Origin of the sequence: Azotobacter chroococcum, from assembly GCF_004339665.1 — a bacterium.
In the GTDB taxonomy this organism is placed as follows: Bacteria; Pseudomonadota; Gammaproteobacteria; order Pseudomonadales; family Pseudomonadaceae; genus Azotobacter; species Azotobacter chroococcum.
In genome coordinates, this window is sequence record NZ_SMMU01000032.1 from 1 (window position 1) to 20,085 (window position 20,085).

The 20,085-nt window shown below is 70.6% G+C and carries 21 protein-coding genes and 1 pseudogene; 12 read left to right on the top strand and 10 right to left on the bottom strand.

All coding sequences use genetic code 11. The features are described 5' to 3' along the window. From EV691_RS18765 to pncA, 6 genes are all read left to right on the top strand, one after another. A partial coding sequence (locus EV691_RS18765; protein WP_131837559.1) for an aldo/keto reductase occupies positions 1-279 on the top strand: 279 nt, incomplete at its 5' end. Between the two features lie 57 nt (positions 280-336). Continuing rightward, the gene (locus tag EV691_RS18770) at positions 337-1,437 is read left to right on the top strand and encodes an alkene reductase (RefSeq protein WP_131299152.1); all 1,101 of its coding nucleotides are present in this window, start codon (positions 337-339) and stop codon (positions 1,435-1,437) included. Between the two features lie 79 nt (positions 1,438-1,516). Further along, the gene (locus EV691_RS18775) at positions 1,517-1,870 is read left to right on the top strand and encodes a diacylglycerol kinase (RefSeq protein ID WP_131299155.1); all 354 of its coding nucleotides are present in this window, start codon (positions 1,517-1,519) and stop codon (positions 1,868-1,870) included. Between the two features lie 123 nt (positions 1,871-1,993). Further along, entirely contained in the window at positions 1,994-3,010 is a 1,017-nt protein-coding gene (locus EV691_RS18780) for a phosphotransferase (protein WP_131299158.1), read from the top strand. 60 nt (positions 3,011-3,070) lie between these two features. Beyond that, positions 3,071-4,051, top strand: a complete 981-nt coding sequence (locus EV691_RS18785) for a ribose-phosphate diphosphokinase (RefSeq protein WP_131299163.1) — start codon at positions 3,071-3,073, stop codon at positions 4,049-4,051. After that, complete coding sequence (gene pncA, locus EV691_RS18790; RefSeq protein ID WP_131299168.1) at positions 4,048-4,671, top strand: bifunctional nicotinamidase/pyrazinamidase; 624 nt, start codon at positions 4,048-4,050, stop codon at positions 4,669-4,671. The genes EV691_RS18785 and pncA overlap by 4 nt, the downstream gene beginning before the upstream one ends. A 170-nt stretch (positions 4,672-4,841) precedes the next feature. On the opposite strand, the gene EV691_RS23975 is transcribed toward pncA, so the two are convergent. Together EV691_RS23975 and EV691_RS18800 are read right to left on the bottom strand one after the other, a co-directional pair. Then, positions 4,842-5,207 carry a hypothetical protein gene (locus EV691_RS23975; RefSeq protein WP_242672579.1) on the bottom strand — a complete coding sequence of 122 codons (366 nt, stop codon included), beginning with the start codon at positions 5,205-5,207 and terminating at the stop codon, positions 4,842-4,844. A 120-nt stretch (positions 5,208-5,327) separates the two neighbouring features. Next, positions 5,328-6,689, bottom strand: coding sequence for a nicotinate phosphoribosyltransferase (locus tag EV691_RS18800; protein ID WP_131299173.1), 1,362 nt, complete (start codon positions 6,687-6,689; stop codon positions 5,328-5,330). A 107-nt stretch (positions 6,690-6,796) separates the two neighbouring features. On the opposite strand from EV691_RS18800, the gene EV691_RS18805 reads away from it, so the two are divergent. Further along, the gene (locus tag EV691_RS18805) at positions 6,797-7,909 is read left to right on the top strand and encodes a CapA family protein (RefSeq protein WP_131299179.1); all 1,113 of its coding nucleotides are present in this window, start codon (positions 6,797-6,799) and stop codon (positions 7,907-7,909) included. A gap of 370 nt (positions 7,910-8,279) precedes the next feature. Here the strand turns inward: EV691_RS18805 and EV691_RS18810 are convergent, their stop codons facing one another. After that, positions 8,280-9,293 carry an IS110 family RNA-guided transposase gene (locus EV691_RS18810; protein WP_131299184.1) on the bottom strand — a complete coding sequence of 338 codons (1,014 nt, stop codon included), beginning with the start codon at positions 9,291-9,293 and terminating at the stop codon, positions 8,280-8,282. A gap of 259 nt (positions 9,294-9,552) precedes the next feature. Here EV691_RS18810 and EV691_RS18815 point away from each other — a divergent pair, with 259 nt between their 5' ends. After that, the gene (locus tag EV691_RS18815; RefSeq protein WP_131299189.1) at positions 9,553-10,137 is read left to right on the top strand and encodes an NAD(P)H-dependent oxidoreductase; all 585 of its coding nucleotides are present in this window, start codon (positions 9,553-9,555) and stop codon (positions 10,135-10,137) included. 17 nt (positions 10,138-10,154) lie between these two features. Here the strand turns inward: EV691_RS18815 and EV691_RS18820 are convergent, their stop codons facing one another. Together EV691_RS18820 and EV691_RS18825 are read right to left on the bottom strand one after the other, a co-directional pair. Then, positions 10,155-10,568, bottom strand: a complete 414-nt coding sequence (locus EV691_RS18820) for an archease (RefSeq protein WP_089167038.1) — start codon at positions 10,566-10,568, stop codon at positions 10,155-10,157. 48 nt (positions 10,569-10,616) lie between these two features. Then, a pseudogene (locus tag EV691_RS18825) lies at positions 10,617-11,117 on the bottom strand (methylated-DNA--[protein]-cysteine S-methyltransferase); the annotation flags it as partial. Positions 11,118-11,306: 189 nt separating this feature from the next. On the opposite strand from EV691_RS18825, the gene EV691_RS18830 reads away from it, so the two are divergent. Then, entirely contained in the window at positions 11,307-12,386 is a 1,080-nt protein-coding gene (locus tag EV691_RS18830) for an alpha/beta fold hydrolase (protein ID WP_131299192.1), read from the top strand. Here the strand turns inward: EV691_RS18830 and EV691_RS18835 are convergent. Both EV691_RS18835 and EV691_RS18840 read right to left on the bottom strand, forming a co-directional pair. Then, on the bottom strand, positions 12,361-12,927 hold the full coding sequence (locus tag EV691_RS18835; protein WP_131299197.1) for a hypothetical protein: 567 nt from the start codon (positions 12,925-12,927) through the stop codon (positions 12,361-12,363). The genes EV691_RS18830 and EV691_RS18835 overlap by 26 nt on opposite strands. Positions 12,928-12,937: 10 nt before the next feature. After that, positions 12,938-14,107 carry a zinc-dependent alcohol dehydrogenase gene (locus tag EV691_RS18840; protein WP_131299200.1) on the bottom strand — a complete coding sequence of 390 codons (1,170 nt, stop codon included), beginning with the start codon at positions 14,105-14,107 and terminating at the stop codon, positions 12,938-12,940. A 249-nt stretch (positions 14,108-14,356) separates the two neighbouring features. Between EV691_RS18840 and EV691_RS18845 the strand changes: the two genes are divergently transcribed. Further along, complete coding sequence (locus tag EV691_RS18845; protein WP_165496574.1) at positions 14,357-15,178, top strand: bestrophin-like domain; 822 nt, start codon at positions 14,357-14,359, stop codon at positions 15,176-15,178. Positions 15,179-15,359: 181 nt separating this feature from the next. On the opposite strand, the gene EV691_RS18850 is transcribed toward EV691_RS18845, so the two are convergent. After that, positions 15,360-16,481 (bottom strand): S1C family serine protease, encoded by a 1,122-nt coding sequence (locus EV691_RS18850; protein WP_131299209.1) that lies wholly within the window; start codon positions 16,479-16,481, stop codon positions 15,360-15,362. A 222-nt stretch (positions 16,482-16,703) separates the two neighbouring features. On the opposite strand from EV691_RS18850, the gene EV691_RS18855 reads away from it, so the two are divergent. Beyond that, positions 16,704-17,120, top strand: a complete 417-nt coding sequence (locus EV691_RS18855) for a CopG family transcriptional regulator (protein ID WP_131299214.1) — start codon at positions 16,704-16,706, stop codon at positions 17,118-17,120. A 30-nt stretch (positions 17,121-17,150) separates the two neighbouring features. Further along, positions 17,151-18,446, top strand: coding sequence for an extracellular catalytic domain type 1 short-chain-length polyhydroxyalkanoate depolymerase (locus EV691_RS18860; protein ID WP_131299217.1), 1,296 nt, complete (start codon positions 17,151-17,153; stop codon positions 18,444-18,446). A gap of 87 nt (positions 18,447-18,533) precedes the next feature. On the opposite strand, the gene EV691_RS18865 is transcribed toward EV691_RS18860, so the two are convergent. After that, positions 18,534-19,394, bottom strand: a complete 861-nt coding sequence (locus tag EV691_RS18865) for an EamA family transporter (protein WP_131299220.1) — start codon at positions 19,392-19,394, stop codon at positions 18,534-18,536. A 78-nt stretch (positions 19,395-19,472) separates the two neighbouring features. Then, positions 19,473-19,853: a VOC family protein gene (locus EV691_RS18870; RefSeq protein ID WP_131299223.1), complete on the bottom strand. Its 381-nt coding sequence runs from the start codon at positions 19,851-19,853 to the stop codon at positions 19,473-19,475. Positions 19,854-20,085 lie beyond the last annotated feature (232 nt).

Sequence of the window (20,085 nt, forward strand, 5' to 3'; positions counted from 1 at the left end):
CTGGAAGCCTCGCCGACCCAGGTGGCCATCGCCTGGCTGCGCGAGCGGGCGGCCCGCTCGAGCACCAGCCTGATCCCCATCCTCGGGCCGCGCACTCGCGAGCAGCTCGACGCGACCCTCGGCGCGCTGCAGCTCGCCCCGAGCGCGGAACAGCTCGCCCGCCTGGAGGCCGCCAGCGCCGTCGCCCCGGGAACGCCCCACGAGCAGATCGCCGGGCAGCTCCCGGCCGTCCTGGGCGGCCACCCGGACTTCCGGATGCCGACCATTCCCGTCGCCTGAGCAACCTGCGCCTCCATCACTTATCGAAACATCCGTCGACCTCGACAAGGAGCAACCATGGCCATCGACAAGTTGCTGTCCCCCGTACGCCTCGGCGCACTGACCCTGCCCAACCGCGTCGTCATGGCGCCACTGACGCGCTCCCGGGCCGCCCAGCCGGGCGACGTGCCGACTGCCCTCAACGCCGAGTACTACGCACAGCGCGCCGGCGCCGGGCTGATCGTCGCCGAAGCGGCGCAGATCTCCCGCCAGGGCCAGGGCTACGCGCTGACCCCGGGCATCTACTCGGACGCGCAGATCGACGGCTGGCGCTTGGTGACCGACGCGGTACACCGCAAAGGCGGGCACATTGCGCTGCAGCTCTGGCACGTGGGGCGCATCTCCCACGCCTCGCTGCAGCCCGGCGGCGGCCAGCCGGTCGCCCCCTCGGCGATTCGCGCCAACATGCAGACCTTCATCATTCAGGCCGACGGCACGCCCGCCCATCCGCCATGCGACGAGCCGCGCGCCCTGCGCACCGAGGAAATTCCCGGCATCGTCGCCGACTATGCCCAGGGTGCCCGCAACGCCATCGCCGCCGGCTTCGATCTGGTGGAGATCCACGCCGCCAACGGCTACCTGCTGCACCAGTTCCTCGCCACCACCATCAACCGGCGCGACGACGCCTACGGCGGCTCCCTGGAGAACCGCGCGCGCCTGGTGCTGGAGGTCGTCGATGCGGTGGTCGCCGCGGTGGGTGCCGAACGGGTCGGCATCCGCCTGTCGCCCTGGATGCCCTACAACGACATCGAGGACGCCGAAGCCGGACCGATGGCGCTGTACCTGGCCGACCAACTGGGCCGGCGCGGCCTCGCCTACCTGCACCTGCACGAGGCCGAATGGATGGGCGTGCCGGGCTACCCCGAGGGCTTTCGCGAAGCCGTCCGCGCCCGCTTCCCTGGCGCCATCGTGGTCTGCGGCGGCTACACCGCGGTCCGCGCGGAAGCCCTGCTGCAAACCGGGCTGGCCGACGCGGTGGCCTTCGGCAGGCCCTACATCGCCAACCCCGACCTGGTGCGGCGCTTCGCCCAGGGTGCGCCCCTCGCCGAAGCGGACCAGGCGACCTTCTACGGCGGCGGCGCCGAGGGCTACACCGACTACCCGGCCTGGGCCGGCTGAATCCGGCGCCCCGGCAGCACCTGCCGGGTCCCCCCATACTGAACGGACCGGGAGCGATCGGGCCGTTCGGGAGGCCGGAATGAAGGGGCAATCGTTCATCAAGCGCCTGGGCTTCGCCCTGCACGGCCTGCGCCTGGCGGTGGCGCGGGAGCGGAGCCTGCGCACTCATCTGCTGACCGCCACCGCGCTGCTCGCGGTGCTGCTGACGACGCGGCCGGCGCCGCTGTGGTGGGCGCTCCTCGCCCTGGCGGTGGGCTTGGTGCTGGTGGCGGAGCTGTTCAACAGCGCCCTGGAAACCCTCCTCGACCACCTGCATCCCGGCCAGCATCCGGAAATCGGCACGGCCAAGGACATCGCCGCCGGCGCCGTCCTGGTGGCCTGCGCGGTCGCCGTGCTGGCCGGGGCCGCCTTCCTGCTGGACTGGCTGGCATGAGCGGGGAGGACTTTGCCGGACGGCTGGTCCAGACTGCTCAGATGGCCGCCGCCCTTGCGCTGCGCCGGCCCTACCATCGGGAGGATCAGGGAGCATGCCAGCCCCGCGCACCCTGGAGCGCCCATGAGCGACCAGGAACAGGAAGAGGTCATCGCCTTTCTCTCCCGGGCCGCCAGCTACGGCGCGCCCGACGGCCGCGTCGAGCGCATCGATACCCATGGCTCGCTGGTCTTCCTGCACGGCGCGCGCGCCTACAAGCTCAAGCGCGCGGTGGCCTACGCGGCGCTCGACTACCGCCGCCTGGACAGCCGCGAGCTTGCCTGCCGCGCCGAACTGCGCCTGAACCGGCGCACCGCGCCCGACCTCTACCTGGCGGTGCGCTCGATCAACCGCGGGCCGGACGGCGCCCTGCGCTTCGACGGTGCCGGGCCGGTGCTCGACTGGGTGGTGGTGATGCGGCGCTTTCCGCAGGCGTCGCTGTTCGAGAATCTGGCCGTCGCCGGACAGCTGACGGACGCGCTGATCGACCGCCTCGGCGCGGAGATCGCCCGCTTCCACGCCGGCGCCGAGCTCACCCCGCAGTTCGGCGGGCCGCAGGCGCTGCGGCTGGTCATCGAGGAGAACCACCGTGAACTGTGCCGCTACCCGGAGCTGCTCGATCCCGCAGCCGTGAACGCCCTGCACCGCGCCGCGCTGGCCGCCCTCGAGGCGCAGGCTGCGGAACTCGACCGGCGGCGCCGCGAAGGCCGGGTGCGACGCTGCCACGGCGACCTGCGGCTGGCCAACGTCTGCCTGCTCGACGGCCAGCCGACGCCCTTCGACGGCATCGAGTTCAGCGACCGGCTGAGCTGCATCGACGTGCTCCACGACCTCGCCTTCCTGTTGCTCGACCTGCAGCACCACGGCCTCGACGCGCTGGCGACGCGTCTGTTGCAGAGCTATCTGGCGCATGCCGGCGAGCCCGAGGACTGCCGGCCGCTGCCGCTGTTCCTCTCCCTGCGCGCCGCCACCCGCAGCTTCACCCTGGCCTGCAGCGCAGGCCGCCAGCGCGACCCCGCGCTGTCCGCCGACAAGGCCCGCCAGGCCCGCGCCCTGCTCGAACGGGCCGCGGCCTGCCTGCGCGGCGACGGTCTGCCTTGACCGCGCGAGCGACGAGGCAGGCACAATGTCCCCCTACCGATAACGAACAAGGAGTCCCCCATGTCCACCGAGCTTCCCCTGCTCTTCGCCCTGCACGGCAGCGAGGACTACGCCGCCCGCGTCGCGCAGCATCTCGGCCTGGAGCTGGCCGCCCACGAGGAGCGCGAGTTCGAGGACGGCGAGCACAAGAGCCGGGCGCTGGAGCCGGTCGAGGGCCGCGAGGCGCTGGTCTTCCACGGGCTGCACGGCGACGACCGGCACAGTGCCAACGACAAGCTGTGCCGCCTGCTGTTCTTCTGCGCCGCACTGAAGGACGCCGGCGCCCGCCGCGTGCAGGTGGTCGCCCCCTACCTGTGCTACGCGCGCAAGGACCGCCGCACCAAGTTCCAGGACCCGATCATCACCCGCTACGTCGCCCGCCTCATCGAGAGCTGCGGGGTGGACCGGCTGACCACCCTGGAGGTGCACAACGTCGCCGCCTTCGACAACGCCTTCCGCGTGCCCACCCACAATGTGGAGGCCGCCGCGCTGTTCGCCGAGCACTTCGCCCCGCTGCTGGGCGAAACGGAAGTGGTCGCGGTGTCGCCCGACGCCGGCGGCGCCAAGCGCGCCGAGCAGTTCCGCCAGGAGCTGGAGGCACGCATCGGCCGCCCGGTGGGCAGCGCCTTCATGGAGAAATACCGCAGCAACGACCAGATCAGCGGCTCGCTGCTGGTCGGCGAGGTGCGCGGCAAGGCGGCGATCCTCGTCGACGACCTGATCAGCACCGGCGGCACCCTGCTGCGCGCCGGCCAGGCCTGCCAGGCGGCCGGCGCCACCCGGCTGTTCGCCGCCGCCGCCCACGGCCTGTTCACCGGCGGCACGGAACTGCTCGACAGCCCGGTATTCGAGCGCATCGTGATCTGCGACAGCCTGCCGCCGTTCCGCCTGCCGGCCGAGCTGGCCGCCCGGCGCCTGGACATCCTCGACTCCACCGCGGCGGTGGCCGCGCGGCTGGCCGGCGAATACCGCCTGTCGCCGATGGCGGAGCTGCCGGCATGACGCGCCTGCCCGCCATCGGCGAGGGCGACCTGCTGCTGGTGATCGACCTGCAGAACGACTTCTGCGCCGGCGGCGCGCTGGCCGTGCCGAATGCCGACGAGCTGGTGCCGGTGATCAACCGCCTCGCCGAAGGCTTCGCCCATGTGGCGCTGACCCAGGACTGGCACCCGCCGGGCCACCTGAGCTTCGCCAGCAGCCATCCCGGCCGCCGTCCGTTCGAGAGCGTCCAGCTGGCCTACGGCGAGCAGACCCTGTGGCCCGACCACTGCGTGCGGAACACCCCCGGCGCCGAGTTCCACCCGCAACTGGCCATCCCGCATGCCGAGCTGATCCTGCGCAAAGGCTACCGCGCCGAGGTCGACTCCTACTCGGCGTTCCACGAGAACGACCGCTGCACGCCCACCGGCCTCGCCGGCTACCTGCGCGAACGCGGCCTGCGCCGGCTGTTCCTCGCCGGCCTGGCCACCGACTACTGCGTGCACTACACGGCGCTGGACGCACGCCTGGCGGGCTTCGAGACAGTGGTGCTGCTCGACGCCTGCCGCGCCATCGACCGCGACGGCTCGCTGGCCGCGGCGCTCGACGCGATGCGCGCGGCGGGGGTGGAGATCCTCGGGTAGGGCGGGGGCAACCCGCCGGACATGGCAAGCCCGACGCACAATGGCGAGTTTCACCCTACACGAGCTCGTAGGGTGGAAAACGACCGCAGGTCTTTTCCACCTGCTGGTCATGCAGGGGCTTGTGGTGGAAAACGCTGCGCGGTTTTCCACCCTACGATCGCCTGTCGCACTCACCCCCGCCCGACCAGCCGGTCGGCCGTCGCGGCCAGCTCGCGCAGCGTCTCGCTCACCGTCACCGGATAGCCCGGCGCCGGCTCCAGGCCGCGCAGCGCCGGCGGCAGGCTGTCGAGCTGGCGGCGGGTGTACTCGCGCACCGCCTGCAGCGACGGCGAGGGCGCCAGGCGCCGGCCCTGGCGCATCACCGGCTGGATCAGCGCCTCGCCCTCGCCCGCCTCGCCTTCGAGCATCAGGCTGTCGCCGCAGCAGTGCCCGGCCTCGTCGCAGCGCCGCCAGACCTGCTTGCGTCCCGGCCAGTCGGGTAGGGCGGCTGCAACCCGCCGGACATGGCAAGCCCGACGCACAATGGCGGGTTTCACCCGCCCTGCACGAGCTCGTAGGGTGGAAAACGACCGCAGGTCTTTTCCACCTGCTGGTCATGCAGGGGCTTGTGGTGGAAAACGCTGCGCGGTTTTCCACCCTACGCTCGCCTGTCGCGCTCAGCCCCGCCCGACCAGCCGGTCGGCCGTCGCGGCCAGCTCGCGCAGCGTCTCGCTCACCGTCACCGGATAGCCCGGCGCCGGCTCCAGGCCGCGCAGCGCCGGCGGCAGGCTGTCGAGCTGGCGGCGGGTGTACTCGCGCACCGCCTGCAGCGACGGCGAGGGCGCCAGGCGCCGGCCCTGGCGCATCACCGGCTGGATCAGCGCCAGCCCCTCGCCCGCCTCGCCCTCGAGCATCAGGCTGTCGCCGCAGCAGTGCCCGGCATCGTCGTAGCGCCGCCAGACCTGCTTGCGTCCCGGCCAGGTGGCCTTGCCTTCCGAGCGCTTGCGGCGCGGCTGGCCGGCGTATTCCTGCAGCTTGTAGGCGCAGTCCAGCGCCGGCACGTCGCTGGAGGTATCCAGATGGGTGCCGACGCCGAAGCCGTCGATCGGCGCACCTTCCACCATCAGCCGGTGGATCAGGTACTCGTCCAGGTTGCCGCTGGCGAACACGGTCACCCCGTTCAGGCCGCCGCCGTCGAGGATGGCGCGCACCCGCCGGGCATGCGCGCCGAGGTCGCCGCTGTCCAGGCGCACCCCCTGGATGCGGATGCCGGCCGCAGCCAGGCGCGGGGCCAGTTCGACCACCTTCTGCGCCGCCGCCTCGGTGTCGTAGGTGTCGATCAGCAGCACCACCGACTGCGGCAGGCTGTGGGCGAAGTGCTCGAAGGCCTCCGCCTCGTCGAGGTGGGCCTGGACGAAGGAGTGCGCCATGGTCCCGGCCAGCGGAATGCCGAACTGCGCGCCGGCCAGCACCGTGGCGCTGGCGTGGAAGCCGGCCAGGTAGCCGGCGCGGGCGGCCAGCAGCCCGGCCTCGGCGCCGTGGGCGCGGCGCAGGCCGAAGTCCACCAGCCGCTTGTCCGGCGCCGCCAGCACCACCCGCGCCGCCTTGCTGGCGATCAGCGTCTGGAAGTGCAGCAGGTTGATCAGCCGCGACTCCACCAGCTGCGCCTCGGGCAGCGGCGCGGTGACGCGCAGGATCGGCTCGTCGGCGAAGAACGGCGTGCCTTCGGCCATCGCCTGCACCTCGCCGGAAAAGCGCAGCCCGGCCAGGTAGTCGAGAAAGACCGGGCTGAACAGGCCCAGCCCGCTCAGCCAGTCCAGCTCGGCGGGAGCGAAGTGCAGCTGCTCCAGGTAGTCGAGCGCCTGCTCCAGCCCGGCGGCCAGGTAGAAGTTGCGGCAGGCCGGCAGCTGGCGGGCGAAGAACTCGAACACCGCGGTGTCGAGCATGTCGCGCTCGACATAGCCCTGCAGCATGGTCAGCTGGTAGAGATCGGTGAGCAGCGCGCCGGGGACGGCGAGGCGGGGCGGATCGAGCGGCATGGGGGCGTTCTCCTGCGCAGATGAGGGCGGCCCGACGGCCGGTCGCCGCGGCCCGGCGGCGGCCGGGCCAGACTTGGAAGAGGATTCGCCACAGCCGGGAGACCCGCATGTCCAGCACCAGGCTCTTTCTCGCCGGCGACCTGATGACCGCCCGCGGCATCGACCGCATCCTGCCGCATCCCGGCGATCCCCTCCTCCACGAAGCTTATGCCAGATACGCCGACGACTACGTGGAGCTGGCCGAACGGCGCAACGGCCCGATTCCCCGTCCGGCGGACTTCGCCTACGTCTGGGGCGTGGCCCTGGGCGAACTCGAGCGGCGCCGCCCGGAGGTGCGCCTGGTCAACCTGGAAACCGCGGTGACGGCGCGCGGCTGGCCGGTGCCCAAGGGCATCAATTACCGGATGAACCCGGCCAACCTGCCGGTGCTGGCGGCGGCCGGCATCGACTGCTGCGTGCTGGCCAACAACCATGTGCTGGACTGGGGCGAGGAAGGCCTGCTCGAAACCCTGCACAGCCTCGACGCCGGCGGCCTGCGTCATACCGGCGCCGGGACGGATCTCAAGCGCGCCGAGGCGCCGGCGATCCTGCCGCTGGCCGACGGCGGGCGCCTCCTGGTGTTCGCCTTCGCCGGCCCGGACTGCGGCGTGCCGGCCCACTGGGCGGCCGGCGAGCAGCTGCCGGGCGTCGCCTTGCTCGAGGATCTCTCGCCGGCCACCCTGCAGCGGGTGGCGCGCTGCATCCGGGCGGCGAAGCGGCCCGGCGACCGGGTCGTGGTCGCCCTGCACTGGGGCGGCAACTGGGGCTTCACCGTCCCCGCCGAGCAGCAGCGCTTCGCCCATGCGCTGATCGACGAGGCCGGCGTCGACCTGCTGCACGGCCACTCCTCGCACCACGTCAAGGGCATCGAGGTGTACCGCCAGCGGCTGATCCTCTACGGCTGCGGCGACCTGCTCGACGACTACGAGGGCATCGACGACCACGACCTCTGGCGCGGCGACCTGGGTCTGTTGTACTTCGCCGAACTGGACGCCGACGGCCGCCTGCAGGCGCTGGAGCTGGTGCCGACCCGCCAGTGGCGCTTCAGCCTCCACTACGCCGAAGGCAAGGACCGCCAGTGGCTGCAGGACACCCTGAACCGCGAATCGGCGCGCTTCGGCTGCCACCTGCGCGACGGCCAGGGACGCGCCTTGCGCCTCGACTGGCCGGCGGCGGCCTGAGCCGGCGACGCCCACGGCCGGAGCAGCCCGTAGGGGGGTGCAACCCGCCGAACATGGCGTGGAACCGCGCCGAAATTGGCAGGTTGCACCCGTATATGGACTCTCCCCGGTTTGCCAGTGAAACGCTGTGTCGACGACCGTGGTACGACTGCTTCCGTATATCCGGTTTTCGAGGGGGCTCTGTTTGCCCCGAGCCATGATGAATATCCGCTCATGTGCGCCTGATCGCCCTAGCGGCCTTGGTCACCAGAGGGCCTGGGGTGCAAGCAGGTTTCACACATGCCGGTTCGCCCGGTTCGTCATCGCTGCGTCACTGTGCAATCGTGGTGGACCTACCGCTCAACGTCTCCCCGGCTGTACAACCCGGGGCTCAGCCTGGCCGATAACCCTCGCCCCGGCTGAGGATCGCCCAGACGATCCGGGCATTCTTGTTCGCCAGGGCAACCGTGGCGATGTTCGGGTTGCGCCGGCAGACCCGTTGCCGAAGCCACTGACTGCGCCGGTCGGCCTTGTCCTGGCAGTGCCTGAGCACTGCCCGGGCGCCGTGAATCAGCAGGGTCCGCAAGTAGCTATCGCCCCGCTTGTTGATCGCCCCCAGGCGCTCCTTGCCACCGCTGGAGTGCTGGCGGGGAACCAGCCCCAGCCAGGCAGCGAACTGCCGGGCGCTGCTGAACTGGCGAGCATCGCCCACGGCCGACACCAGGGCGGTGGCCGTGACCGGACCGATGCCCTCGACCTGCAGCAGGCGCCCCACGCGTTCGTCCTCGCGAGCCTGGCGCTGGATCATGTCGTCGAGACGGGACAACCGCGCATCGTGCTCGTCCAGCTCGCCGCTCAACTCCGCCAGCAGCTCGCGCATCTGCCCGGGCAAGCCGTTCTGCGCATCCAGAGCCGTCTGCGTCAGTCGGCGGGTGGCTGCAACGCCGTGCCGGGCTTCGACCAGGCCAAACTCGCCCAGCAGCCCGCGAATCTCGTTGACCAGCGCCGTCCGTGCCCGGATCAGGCGGCTCCTGATCCGGTGCAGCGCCTGGCTGGCCTGCTGCCCGGCGCTCTTCACCTCGACATAGCGCATGCTCGGTCGACTGGCCGCCTCACAGATCGCCTCGGCGTCATTGGCGTCGTTCTTGCCGCTCTTGACGTAGGGTTTGACGAACTGCGGTGCGATCAGACGCACCTCGTGCCCGAGGGTCCGCAGTTCTCGCGCCCAGTAATGGGCACTGCCACAGGCCTCCATCGCCACCGTGCAGGGCTCGAGTCGACGAAAGAAGTCCAGCATTTGCGAGCGCTTGAGCTGCTTGCGGCAGACCGCCTGCTCGTGGCTGTCGACGCCATGAAGCTGGAATACCTGCTTTGCCAAATCGACGCCTATCCGCTTGAGTTTCATGGGGACTCCCTCCTCTGGTGACTGCTGTTTCCGGCAACTTCAGTCTGGCGCGTTGACGCCGTAGGAGGGGGGAGTCCATTTCATTGCCCTACGTCGATTTTCCACCGGCGACGTCGCGACCAAGGCCCCGATTCGTGACTCTAGATCACAGGTGCTATGCCCGTGCCCCGGCTTAATGCCGCCGGCCACTTCTCCGATACTGCCTGCCATCCCGGCCGCCCCCGCTGCGGCGGCCCTGCCCCCCTGTTCGGAGAACCCCATGAAGATCCTGCTGATCAACGGCGGCCAGCACTTCGCCCACTCGGGCGGACGCCTCAACGACACCCTGCACGAGGCGGCCCGCGCCCAGCTCGCCGAGCTGGGCCATGCGCTGGAGGAGACGCGTATCGCCGCCGGCTACGACATCGAGGCGGAAGTGCAGAAGATCCTCCGGGCCGACGCGCTGATCTACCAGATGCCCGGCTGGTGGATGGGCGCGCCCTGGACGGTGAAGAAGTACCTCGACGAGGTGTTCACCGCCGGCCACGGCAGCCTCTACGCCAACGACGGGCGCAGCCGCCAGGACCCCGGCCGCCACTACGGCAGCGGCGGCCTGCTGCAGGGCCGCCGCTACATGCTCTCGCTGACCTGGAACGCGCCGCAGGCCGCCTTCGACGCGCCGGACGAGTTCTTCGAGGGTCGCGGCGTGGACGGCGTCTACTTCCCCTTCCACAAGTCGCAGGAATTCCTCGGCATGCAGGGCCTGCCGACCTTCCTCGCCACCGACGTGATCAAGGCGCCCGACGTGGAGCGCGACATCCGCGCCTACCAGGCGCATCTCTCCGAGGTGTTCGGCGCGGCCTGAAGACCGGGCGGCGCCGCTCAGACATCCACCACCGCCTGCGCCAGCCACTGGCCGTCGGCCTGCTGCGCCACCTTGAGTTCGCAGAACGACACCCCCTTGGCCTCCGCCGCCGGCTGGTGGCGCGCCGGCTCCAGCGCCTCGCCCCAGGCGGTGGCGTGCAGCCGGGAACCCTCGATGTCCAGCTCGAAGCGCGAGAACAGCAGGTGCCGGGTGGCCATCTCGAAGATCAGCGCATTCAGCCAGTCCACCAGCAGCAGCTCGAGGTCCGGCGCCTCGCAGTCGACCGCCACGGCCTCGCGCGGCGCCACCGTGGCCGGATCGCAGATCGCCGCGGTCAGGGCCGTCGCCGCCCCGGCGAAAGCCTCGGCCAGGCTCGCGCCGCTGCCGCGCACGCCGATGTCGGCTTCATGGGGAAAGGTCTGCCAGGGCATGGGCCGCGCGCTCCTGTCGGGGGATTGGGTCAGCCTGGAGCACTCCGCTCATGCCCGCTCCCGCTCGAGCAGCGCCCGCTTGCGCTCCACGCCCCAGCGGTAGCCGGACAGCCCGCCGTCGCGGCGTACCACCCGGTGGCAGGGAATCGCCAGCGCCAGGGCGTTGGCGGCGCAGGCCCGGGCCACCGCGCGCACCGCCTGCGGCGCGCCGACCCGCTCTGCCACCTCGCTGTAGCTGAGGCGGCGGCCCGGCGGAATCTGCCGCAGCACCGCCCACACCCGCATCTGGAAGGCCGTGCCACGGATGTCCAGCGGCAGGTCAAGGCCGGCGTGCGGCGCCTCGACGAAGGCCGCCACCCGGGCGGCCAGTCGCTCGACAGCGGCATCGCCGCCGATCAGTCCGGCCGCCGGAAAACGCTCCTGCAACTCGCGCCGCAGCGCCTCGGCCTCGTCGCCCAGCAGGATCGCGCAGACCCCGCGCCCGCTCTGCGCGACCAGCACGGCGCCGAGCGAGCACACCCCCACCGCGAAGCGAATCGCATCGCCCTGCTGCCCGGCACTCTCCGGACTTTCCGCCATACCGCCTGCATTCATGGTTTTCATCTCGCCTCCCGCCCCGCTTCGCCGGGGCCGCATGAACTACTCTTCTTGCCGAGTGTAGATGGCAGCCGCCCCCAGGTGTCGGGGCCGCCGCCGAATCGTCCTATCCCCGGAAAAACGAGAGCGGACGGACCCGTCATGAATGCGTATGGCCAGATCGACCAGGTTCGCCGCCTGCAGGGCCGCTGGCTGGATACCCTGGGCCTGGGCCCGCAGGAAACGCCGTCGCGGGTGGTGTTCTCGGCGCCGCCGCTCACGCTCAGGGCATACGGCCCGGCGGACCGCACCGGCCCGGTCCTGCTGTTGCTGCCGGCACCGATCAAGCGCGCCTATATCTGGGACCTCACTCCCACGACCAGCGTCGTGCGGCGGCTGCTGCGCCATGGCGCCAGCGTCTATCTGCTGCAATGGGAGCAACCCGGCGTCGACGGGCAGGAGCTCGGGCTGGCCGACTACGCCGAGCGCTGCATCCTCGACTGCCTGGAGGCGATCGCCGCCGAGCGCGGCCGGCGCCGGATCTTCCTGGCCGGGCATTCGCTGGGTGGCACCTTGGCGGCTATCTTCGCCGCGCTGCATCCCGAACGGGTCGGCGGGCTGATCCTGCTCGAGGCGCCGCTCCAGTTCGGCACGGAAGCAGATGCCTTCACCCCGTTCGTCGCCCGTGCCCCCCACGCCCGCCGGGTCACCGCCCTGCTGCATGAGGTGCCCGGCTCCTTCCTGAGCATGGCGGCCGCCCGCGCCGCCCCGGACAGCTTCGTCCGGGCCCGCTGGACCGACTGGCTGAACAGCCTGAGCGACCGCGAGGCCCTGCAGAGCCATCTGCGGGTCACGCGCTGGAGCCTGGACGAGCTGCCGATGCCCCGGCGGCTGTTCGAGGAGGTCGTGGAGCTTTTGTACCGGGAAAACCGCTTCATGGCCGGAACCCTGCAGGTCCGCGGACGGCTCGCCACCCCGGCCCGGGTGAAGGCGCCCGTCCTCAGCGTGGTCGACCCGCGCTCGCACGTGGTGCCGCCCGAAGCGGTGCTGCCGTTTCACGCCGCCGTCGGCAGCGGCGATGCGCAGCTGCTCTGGTACGAGGGCGACGTGGGGGTGGCCCTGCAGCATGTCGGGGTGCTGGTCGGCAAGCGCGCGCACCGGGAGGTGTGGCCGCACGCCCTGCGCTGGCTGGACGCCCGCGCCGAGGCCGGCTCCGTCACTGATCGGTATCGCTCAGCCTGATCGGCACCGGCGCCGGGCGCGGCCCGCTGCCGATATCGGCGCGCATGTCGGCCGGCGTCTCGAAGTCGCTGGCCTCGCCGCGCATGGCCGCCGCCGGCCGGGGAAAGCCACTGCACTGGCTGTAGTCGGCGATATAGCCGTGCCGGGGGCGGACATGCCGCTCGCTCAGCGCACGGGCCGCCATGGCATCGACCAGGGCAGTGCCCAGCACCACGGCCATCGCCGCCTTGACATTGTCCCGCTTGGGATTGTCCGGCGACAGGCCCGAGGCCAGCGTCGCCAGGTCCAGCGCATCCCCGGCCACCCGGCCCCAGAGCGCCGGCGTGGGATTCACCCCCAGCGCGCCGAGCCCGGTGAGGAGTTCGCGGGCGCCGGCGGCGCGCACCAGTGCCTCGGCGCCCTCCATGCCCAGGGAGCGGGTCACCAGGCGCGGCGAGGCCAGCTCCAGCAGCCCGAGGCCGAGGCTGAAATAGCCCAGGCCGCGGGCGACCCGGTCGGCGGTGGCCAGCGACGAGGTGGCGGACGTGTGCGGATGGTTCATGGCGTTCCCCTCAAGGCTTGAGCACGACCTTGATGCAGTTGTCGAGCTTGTCGCGGAAGACCCGGTACATGTCCGGCCCCTGCTCCAGGCCCACGGTATGGGTGATGACGAAGGACGGATCGATCTGCCCCTCCTCGATGCGCCGCAGCAGGTCGTCGGTCCAGCGCCTGACGTGGGTCTGCCCGGTGCGCAGGGTGAGGCCCTTGTTCATCAGCGCGCCGAACGGCAGCTTGTCCACCAGCCCGCCATAGACCCCCGGGACCGACAGCACCCCGGCCGGCCGGCAGACGTAGATCATCTCGCGCAGCACGTGCGGGCGGTCGGTCTCCAGCATCACCGCCTGCTTGGCGCGGTCGTACATGGAGTCCAGCGAGCGGGTGGCGTGCGCCTCCAGGCCCACGGCGTCGATGCACTTCTCCGGGCCCTTGCCGTGGGTGAGCTCCTCGAGCCGCTCGAGCACGCTTTCCTCGTCGAAGTCGATGGTGATCGCCCCGCCGGCCGCGGCCATCGACAGCCGCTCCGGCACCCGGTCGATGCACACCACCTGGCGGGCACCGAGCAGCACCGCGCTGCGCACGCAGAACTGGCCGACCGGCCCCGCGCCCCAGATCGCCACGGTGTCGGTGGGCTGGATGTCGCACTGCACCACAGCCTGCCAGCCGGTCGGGAAGATGTCGCCGAGAAACAGCACCTGCTCGTCGCTCAGGCTGTCCGGGACCTTGACGTGGGTGGTGTCGGCGAAGGGCACCCGCACGTATTCGGCCTGGCCCCCGGCATAGCCGCCGGTGAGGTGGGTGTAGCCGAACAGCCCGGCGGTGGCGTGGCCGAAGGCCTTGTCGCCCAGCGCCTTGTTGCGGTTGCTGCGCTCGCAGACCGAGAAGTTGCCGCGCCGGCACTGCTCGCACTCGCCGCAGACGATGGTGAAGGGCACCACGACGCGGTCGCCCACCTTGAGCCTTTTCGTGTCGGCGCCGACCTCCACCACCTCGCCCATGAACTCGTGGCCCATGACGTCGCCGTGTTCCATGCCGGGGATGAAGTGGTCGTAGAGGTGCAGGTCCGAGCCGCAGATGGCGCAGCTCGACACCTTGACGATGGCGTCGCGGGCATCTTCGATGCTCGGATCGGGGACCGTGTCGTAGCGGATGTCGTTCTTGCCATGCCAACAGAGCGCCTTCATGGATGACTCCCCTCGTGACGGTTGTCCCGACAGCGCGCGAAGCATCCCCCTCGCGCCTACCACCTGGCCGGACCTCGGGCATCGCCGCATCCTCGGCGACGTTAAGGGTGGGACAGCGGGAAAGCGGCGAAAGGTTCAGGCGGGGGGATGAACTGCAGTGCCCGGGCCGGCAGCGCTTTCAGAGCATCCCGGGGTCCGGGACAGGCGGACCGGATACTGGGCGCAACGCTTATAGCGGCGGAGGTGGGTATGGGCTTCGAAACGATCTCCATCGGCAGCCTTTTCGCGATCACCGCCGTTCTCGTGGTGATCGCCATCGAGGCCGGCTACTGGGCGGGACATGCCGTCCACAGGCACCGGGAGAATGAAAAGGAATCCGCGGTCTCGACGATAGTGAGCGCCAACATGGCGCTGCTGGCGTTCGTCCTGGCCTTCACCTTCGCGATCGTGTCCAACCTGTACGAGGCCCGCAAGACGCTGGTACGCGAGGACGCCAACGCGATTCGCACGGCATTCCTGCGCGCCGATTTCCTGCCCGAGCCCGACCGCGGGAAAGCGGCGGAGCTGTTCGCCGAATACGTCGACCTGCGTGTGAGGATGGCTCAAGGGCCCAGCCCCGAGAGAGTCCGCCAGGGCCTGGTCCGCTCGGAGCGGATCCACCGGCAGCTCTGGGAGATGGCGATCGCGCATGCCCGCACGGGCACCAACCCGCCCATCCCCAACCTCTACATCCCCGCCTTGAACGAGATGATCCGGGTTTATGCACTGCGCGTGGACATCGCGCTGGAAACCCGGCTGCCCCGCAACATCTGGCTGGTCCAGTACACCCTGCTGGTCCTGGCCATGGCCGGGTTCGGCTACCAGATGGCCAATGCCGGCTCCCGGCGCTCATGGGCAACGCCGTGTCTGGCGCTCTCGTTCGCCGTGGTGATCGCCCTCATCGCTTCGCTCGACCGGCCGATGAGCGGCTATTTCACCGCGCCTCAACAGCCGATGGCCGATCTTCAGGCCGAAATGGCCGCGGTCATGGAAAGCCGCCAGCGGCGCCAGGACGAACCGGGCCTCGAATGAGGCGGTGCGGGCGACTTTCTCGTGCTCTTCATCTCGCCTCGCCTACGGCCGCCAATCCCGTGTTCGCAGAAGTAACTCTAGCGCCCGGGAGAAGGCGGGACATTCCGGGGCTTGCGGTCGATTTCGGGCCCCGCTATTCCCGATTGCCATCCTGCCCCGCCCGGAAGACTGCGACAGCCCCTCACTCCCCCGCCTGCAACGGCACCTCGACCTCGCGCCGCTCGCCGCCGCGCGTCACCGACAGGCGCACCACGTCGCCGACCCGGTAGTCGTCCAGGCGGGCCAGCAGTTGCTCGGCCGACTCGACGGCCTTGCCGTCGACGGCGGTGATGACGTCGCCGGGCACGATGCCGCCGTCGCGGGTGAAGCTCGCCCCGTCGAGTCCGGCCGCCTCGGCGGCGGAACCCGGCGGCACGCCGAGGACGAAGACGCCTTCGGTGCCGGTCAGTTCGGCGAGGCGCTGGTTCAGCCCCGGGTCGACCTGGATGCCCAGGGTCGGCTGCACGTACTTGCCGGTGCCGATGAGCTGGGGCACGACGCGGTTGACGGTGTCCACCGGCACCGCGAAGCCAATCCCGGCAGAGGCGCCGCTCGGGCTGTAGATCGCGGTGTTGATGCCGATCAGCCGGCCGGCCGAGTCCAGCAGCGGCCCGCCGGAGTTGCCCGGGTTGATCGCCGCGTCGGTCTGGATCAGGTGGTCGATCGCCGGGCCGCCCTCGCCGGCGAGGGTGCGGTCCAGGGCGGAAACGATGCCGGTGGTCAGCGTCCAGTCGAGGCCGAAGGGGTTGCCGATGGCGAAGACCTTCTGGCCTACCTTGAGATCGTCGCTGGAGCCCAGGGGTACCGGCGGCGGCCGCTTGAAGCCCACGCCGATCCGCAGCACGGCGATGTCGTGCTCGGGGGAGGCGCCCACCAGCGCGGCCCCGAAGGTGCGCCCGTCGGCCAGCTTGACCGTGGCCTCGCTGGCGCCTTTCACCACATGGAAGTTGGTGACGACGTGCCCGGCGGCGTCCCAGATAAAGCCCGAGCCCGTGCCGCGCGGCACCGAGAAGACGTTGCGGGTCCAGAAGTCCATCACCTGCGCCTTGGTGGTGATGAACACCACCGAGTCGCGGGCCTTCTCGAACAGCGCGATGGTGGACTTCTCGTCCGCCGCCAGGTCGCCGCGGGCCTCGACCAGCCGCAGTGCGGCGTCCTCGCCGCCGAACCCGCCAGGGAAGTCCGGCAGGCCGCGCCAGAGCACGGTCAGCAGGCCGGCGGCCAGCGTGACGCCGACCAGACGGACGAGGAAACGATCGCGCATGAAAGGACTCCTTGATGGGGGAAAGTGGGCGGATTCTATTGCCTGACGCCGTTCCTCTTCACTCGCCCGAAGCGATCCAGTCCTCGACGCGCAAGCCGGGCCGAGGCTGCGGGTACCGCTCATCCGCTGCCCCTACCGTTGGGGAGAGTTCCTCGAGTCCGGCCTTGACTTGGCTGTTGTTCAGTCCAATCTACCATCTATATGGATGGCGAGGGGATGGTCATGAGCATTCACGAACTGCGGCCGAAGGCCGGAGACACGACGGAAAAGATCACGATCAACCTGGGGGTCGTCGACCTGGGACAGATCGACCTGCTGGTTCAGGAAGGCTTCTATTCGAATCGAACCGATTTCATTCGTACGGCGATCCGCAATCAGCTGGCGACCCATGCCGAAGTGATCCGCGAAACGGTCGCCCGCAAGACCTTCGTCCTCGGCCTGCAGCACTACAGCCGTCGCGACCTGGAGGCCGTGCAGGCAGCCGGACAACGGCTCCAGATCCAGGTGCTGGGACTGGCCAGCATTGCAACGGATGTGCCTCCCGAACTCGCGCTGGCGACGATCGACTCGATCGTCGTGCTCGGCGCGCTCCATGCCAGCGCCGCGGTGAAGGCCGCGCTGGCGGACCGAATCCGGTGACCGCAAGAGCGGCCCAGGGAGATTCGAACCATGAATACCCGACGCAATTCCGATCTGTTTGAAGCTACACGGCTGACGCGCTCAGGCCGGCTCTGCGAAGCCACCGACCTCATTCAACGTACGCTGGGGGGCCGCCCGGCGCCACAGCCCGCGGCGCAGGCCTCCCCCACGAGCGGTGCCGGGGAAACGGTGCTCGAAGGCAACTTCCGGGTCATCGATGGCAGCCCGTTTGTCCCGGACCGCACGGTGCAGGACACCGACCGGGATACGGCAGGCAGCCGAGAGGCGCCCGAGACCGTCAGCGAACCGCTCTTCCCGTCGTCGCGCCTCGCTGCGGTCCTGCGCGAGAAACTGGCCAGGTTCCGCGGACCGGCGCCGGTCTTCGAACCGATCCACCCCCAGCCAGCGCCCGAGGCGATACCCGAAGGTGCCCGGTTCATTGCCGGCTCGTACAGCAACCCCGCGGGTACCCGCAGCTACAAGCTGTATGTCCCGAGTGGCCATGAGGGGCAGCCGTTGCCGCTGGTCGTCATGCTGCATGGCTGCACGCAAAGTCCGGACGACTTTGCCGCCGGCACCCGCATGAACGAGCTCGCCGAGCAGGAGCCCTGCCTGGTGCTCTATCCGGCCCAGTCGAGCACGGCGAATTGTTCGAAGTGCTGGAACTGGTTCAATCCGGCGGACCAGCGCGCCGACCAGGGCGAGCCATCGCTGATCGCCGGCATGACCCGCGACGTCGCGGCACGCTACCAGGCCGACCCGCGGCGCATCTACGTCGCCGGTCTGTCGGCCGGCGGCGCCATGGCCACGACGATGGCGATGACCCACCCCGACCTGTATGCCGCAGCCGGCGTCCATTCCGGGCTGCCCCACGCGGCCGCGCACGACCTGCCTTCCGCGTTCGCCGCGATGCAGCAGGGCGCCAGCGGCGCCGGACACGCCGGAAAGGGCCAGATGCCCGCACGTCCGGTGCCGATCATCGTCTTCCACGGCGACCAGGATACGACGGTGCATCCCGGCAATGGCGACCAGGTGATCGTCCAGTTTGCGCCGACCGCTTCCCGCCACGCCGCCCAGCCGAAAACCGGCGCGCATCCGGATGTGAAAGTGGAACGGGGCCAGGTACCGAACGGGCATGCCTACACCCGCACCCTCTACCATCACCCGAGCGGCTCGCCGCACGTCGAGCAATGGACGATTCACGGTGCGGGTCATGCCTGGTCCGGGGGCAGCTCCCGCGGCTCCTATACCGATCCTCGGGGCCCGGATGCGAGCAAGGAAATGCTGCGCTTCTTCCTCGCCCATCCTGCCGAGCCGTCGAGGTAAACGGGGGTCCGCTGGAGCCTGTCTGGAAATCCAGCGCTGGCAAACCGCTTCGCGGGTTTTGCCACCCTATCGCTCGATGCCCGCCCCTCAGGCCTCCCGCCGCACCGCCGGCGCGACGCGCTCCGCGGTCAGCACCAGGGCAATGCCGCCGAGCACGGCCAGGGACGCGAGGCCCAGGCGCAAGGTCAGGGCCTCGCCGAGCAGCAGGGCGCCGGCCAGGGCGGCGAGGATCGGCACGCTGAGCTGGACGGTCGCCGCCTGCAGGGCGCCGAGGCCGCGCAGGGCGCTGTACCAGACGGCGTAGCCGAGCCCCGAGGTCAGCGCGCCGGAGAGCAGCGCATAGGCGAGCCCCTGCGGGTCCGGCTCGCGCTGCGCCAGCAGGAGCAGGCCGAGCGCCAGGGCCAGGGGGACGGCGCGCAGGAAGTTGCCGGCGGTGGCGGCCAGCGGATCGGCACTGCCGCGGCCGAGCAGCGAGTAGACCGCCCAGGCCAGGCCGGCGAGCAGCATCAGCGCCGCGCTGCCCGGTGCCGGCGCATTGGCGCCCGGCAGCAGCAGGGCGACCAGTCCGGCGAGGGCGAGCAGCAGGCCGAGGCTCGCCCAGGGGCCGAGGCGCTCGCCGCGCGAGAGGCCGTAGAGCAGCATGCCCAGCTGCACTGCGCCGAACAGCAGCAGCGCGCCGACGCCGGTATCGAGTTGCAGGTAGGCGAAGGAAAAACCGGCGGCGTAGACGAACAGCGCGACGGCACCGGACCAGCTGCCGCCCAGCCTGCCCCGCTTCGCCCCCAGACGCAGCAGCAGCCAGAGGCTCAGCGCGCCGGCGAGGAGGCGCACGGCGGTGAAGCTGGCGGCGTCGATGCCGGTATCCCTGAGGGCCAGGCGGCAGAGCAGCGAGTTGCCGGCGAAGGCCAGCATGGCGAGGGCGGTGAGCAGCAGGGTGCGGGTGGTCATGGGGTCGTCTCTGCGTAGAGTCCGAGGTTTTTTCGGAGTCTAGCGTCTGCCGCCCGTGGCCATCCCCACACCTTCGGGTCAGGGCGCCGGTTCGGAAATCTCGATCAGGTTGAGGTCCGGGTCGCGCACATAGATCGAGCGGATCGGCCCGGTCGCGCCGGTGCGCATCACCGGCCCCTCGACGACCGGCCAGTTCATCCGCTGCAGATGGGCGATCACCGCTTCCAGCGGCTGGCTGGCGATGAAGCACAAATCCAGCGCGCCGGGCACCGGCAGGTGCGCCCTGGGCTCGAACTCGCGGCCACGCACGTGCAGGTTGATCTTCTGGTTGCCGAAGCGGAAGGCCAGCCGGCCGTTGCCGAAGGTTTCCAGGTGCATGCCGAGCACCTGCGTATAGAAGTGCGTGGTCGCCTCCGGGTCGCTGGCGGTCAGTACCAGGTGGTCGAGGTGGTCGATCATCGGAGTCTCCCGTGGCGTGGCGCCCGGCCGTCGGCCTTGCCGGGTGCGGCGGAATTGGCAAGCATGGGGGCCGTCCCGCCCGGAGTCTGCCATGTCCCTGCCCGATCCGGACCTGCTGGTTGCCCTCAATAGGCCCTGATACACGGAACGTCCACTCCTGGCCGCTTTGCCTACTACAACAACCGGCCGTTTCGGGTTGACTTCTATCCCTCGTCACCGACGACTGTCGACC

Excerpts from the sequence above, each read along its gene's own strand:
- EV691_RS18770 (WP_131299152.1), top strand. The coding sequence starts at position 337 with ATGGCCATCGACAAGTTGCTGTCCCCCGTACGCCTCGGCGCACTGACC.
- EV691_RS18775 (WP_131299155.1), top strand. The coding sequence starts at position 1,517 with ATGAAGGGGCAATCGTTCATCAAGCGCCTGGGCTTCGCCCTGCACGGC.
- EV691_RS18780 (WP_131299158.1), top strand. The coding sequence starts at position 1,994 with ATGAGCGACCAGGAACAGGAAGAGGTCATCGCCTTTCTCTCCCGGGCC.
- EV691_RS18785 (WP_131299163.1), top strand. The coding sequence starts at position 3,071 with ATGTCCACCGAGCTTCCCCTGCTCTTCGCCCTGCACGGCAGCGAGGAC.
- pncA (WP_131299168.1), top strand. The coding sequence starts at position 4,048 with ATGACGCGCCTGCCCGCCATCGGCGAGGGCGACCTGCTGCTGGTGATC.
- EV691_RS18800 (WP_131299173.1), bottom strand. The coding sequence starts at position 6,689 with ATGCCGCTCGATCCGCCCCGCCTCGCCGTCCCCGGCGCGCTGCTCACC.
- EV691_RS18805 (WP_131299179.1), top strand. The coding sequence starts at position 6,797 with ATGTCCAGCACCAGGCTCTTTCTCGCCGGCGACCTGATGACCGCCCGC.
- EV691_RS18810 (WP_131299184.1), bottom strand. The coding sequence starts at position 9,293 with ATGAAACTCAAGCGGATAGGCGTCGATTTGGCAAAGCAGGTATTCCAG.
- EV691_RS18815 (WP_131299189.1), top strand. The coding sequence starts at position 9,553 with ATGAAGATCCTGCTGATCAACGGCGGCCAGCACTTCGCCCACTCGGGC.
- EV691_RS18820 (WP_089167038.1), bottom strand. The coding sequence starts at position 10,568 with ATGCCCTGGCAGACCTTTCCCCATGAAGCCGACATCGGCGTGCGCGGC.
- EV691_RS18830 (WP_131299192.1), top strand. The coding sequence starts at position 11,307 with ATGAATGCGTATGGCCAGATCGACCAGGTTCGCCGCCTGCAGGGCCGC.
- EV691_RS18835 (WP_131299197.1), bottom strand. The coding sequence starts at position 12,927 with ATGAACCATCCGCACACGTCCGCCACCTCGTCGCTGGCCACCGCCGAC.
- EV691_RS18840 (WP_131299200.1), bottom strand. The coding sequence starts at position 14,107 with ATGAAGGCGCTCTGTTGGCATGGCAAGAACGACATCCGCTACGACACG.
- EV691_RS18845 (WP_165496574.1), top strand. The coding sequence starts at position 14,357 with ATGGGCTTCGAAACGATCTCCATCGGCAGCCTTTTCGCGATCACCGCC.
- EV691_RS18850 (WP_131299209.1), bottom strand. The coding sequence starts at position 16,481 with ATGCGCGATCGTTTCCTCGTCCGTCTGGTCGGCGTCACGCTGGCCGCC.
- EV691_RS18855 (WP_131299214.1), top strand. The coding sequence starts at position 16,704 with ATGAGCATTCACGAACTGCGGCCGAAGGCCGGAGACACGACGGAAAAG.
- EV691_RS18860 (WP_131299217.1), top strand. The coding sequence starts at position 17,151 with ATGAATACCCGACGCAATTCCGATCTGTTTGAAGCTACACGGCTGACG.
- EV691_RS18865 (WP_131299220.1), bottom strand. The coding sequence starts at position 19,394 with ATGACCACCCGCACCCTGCTGCTCACCGCCCTCGCCATGCTGGCCTTC.
- EV691_RS18870 (WP_131299223.1), bottom strand. The coding sequence starts at position 19,853 with ATGATCGACCACCTCGACCACCTGGTACTGACCGCCAGCGACCCGGAG.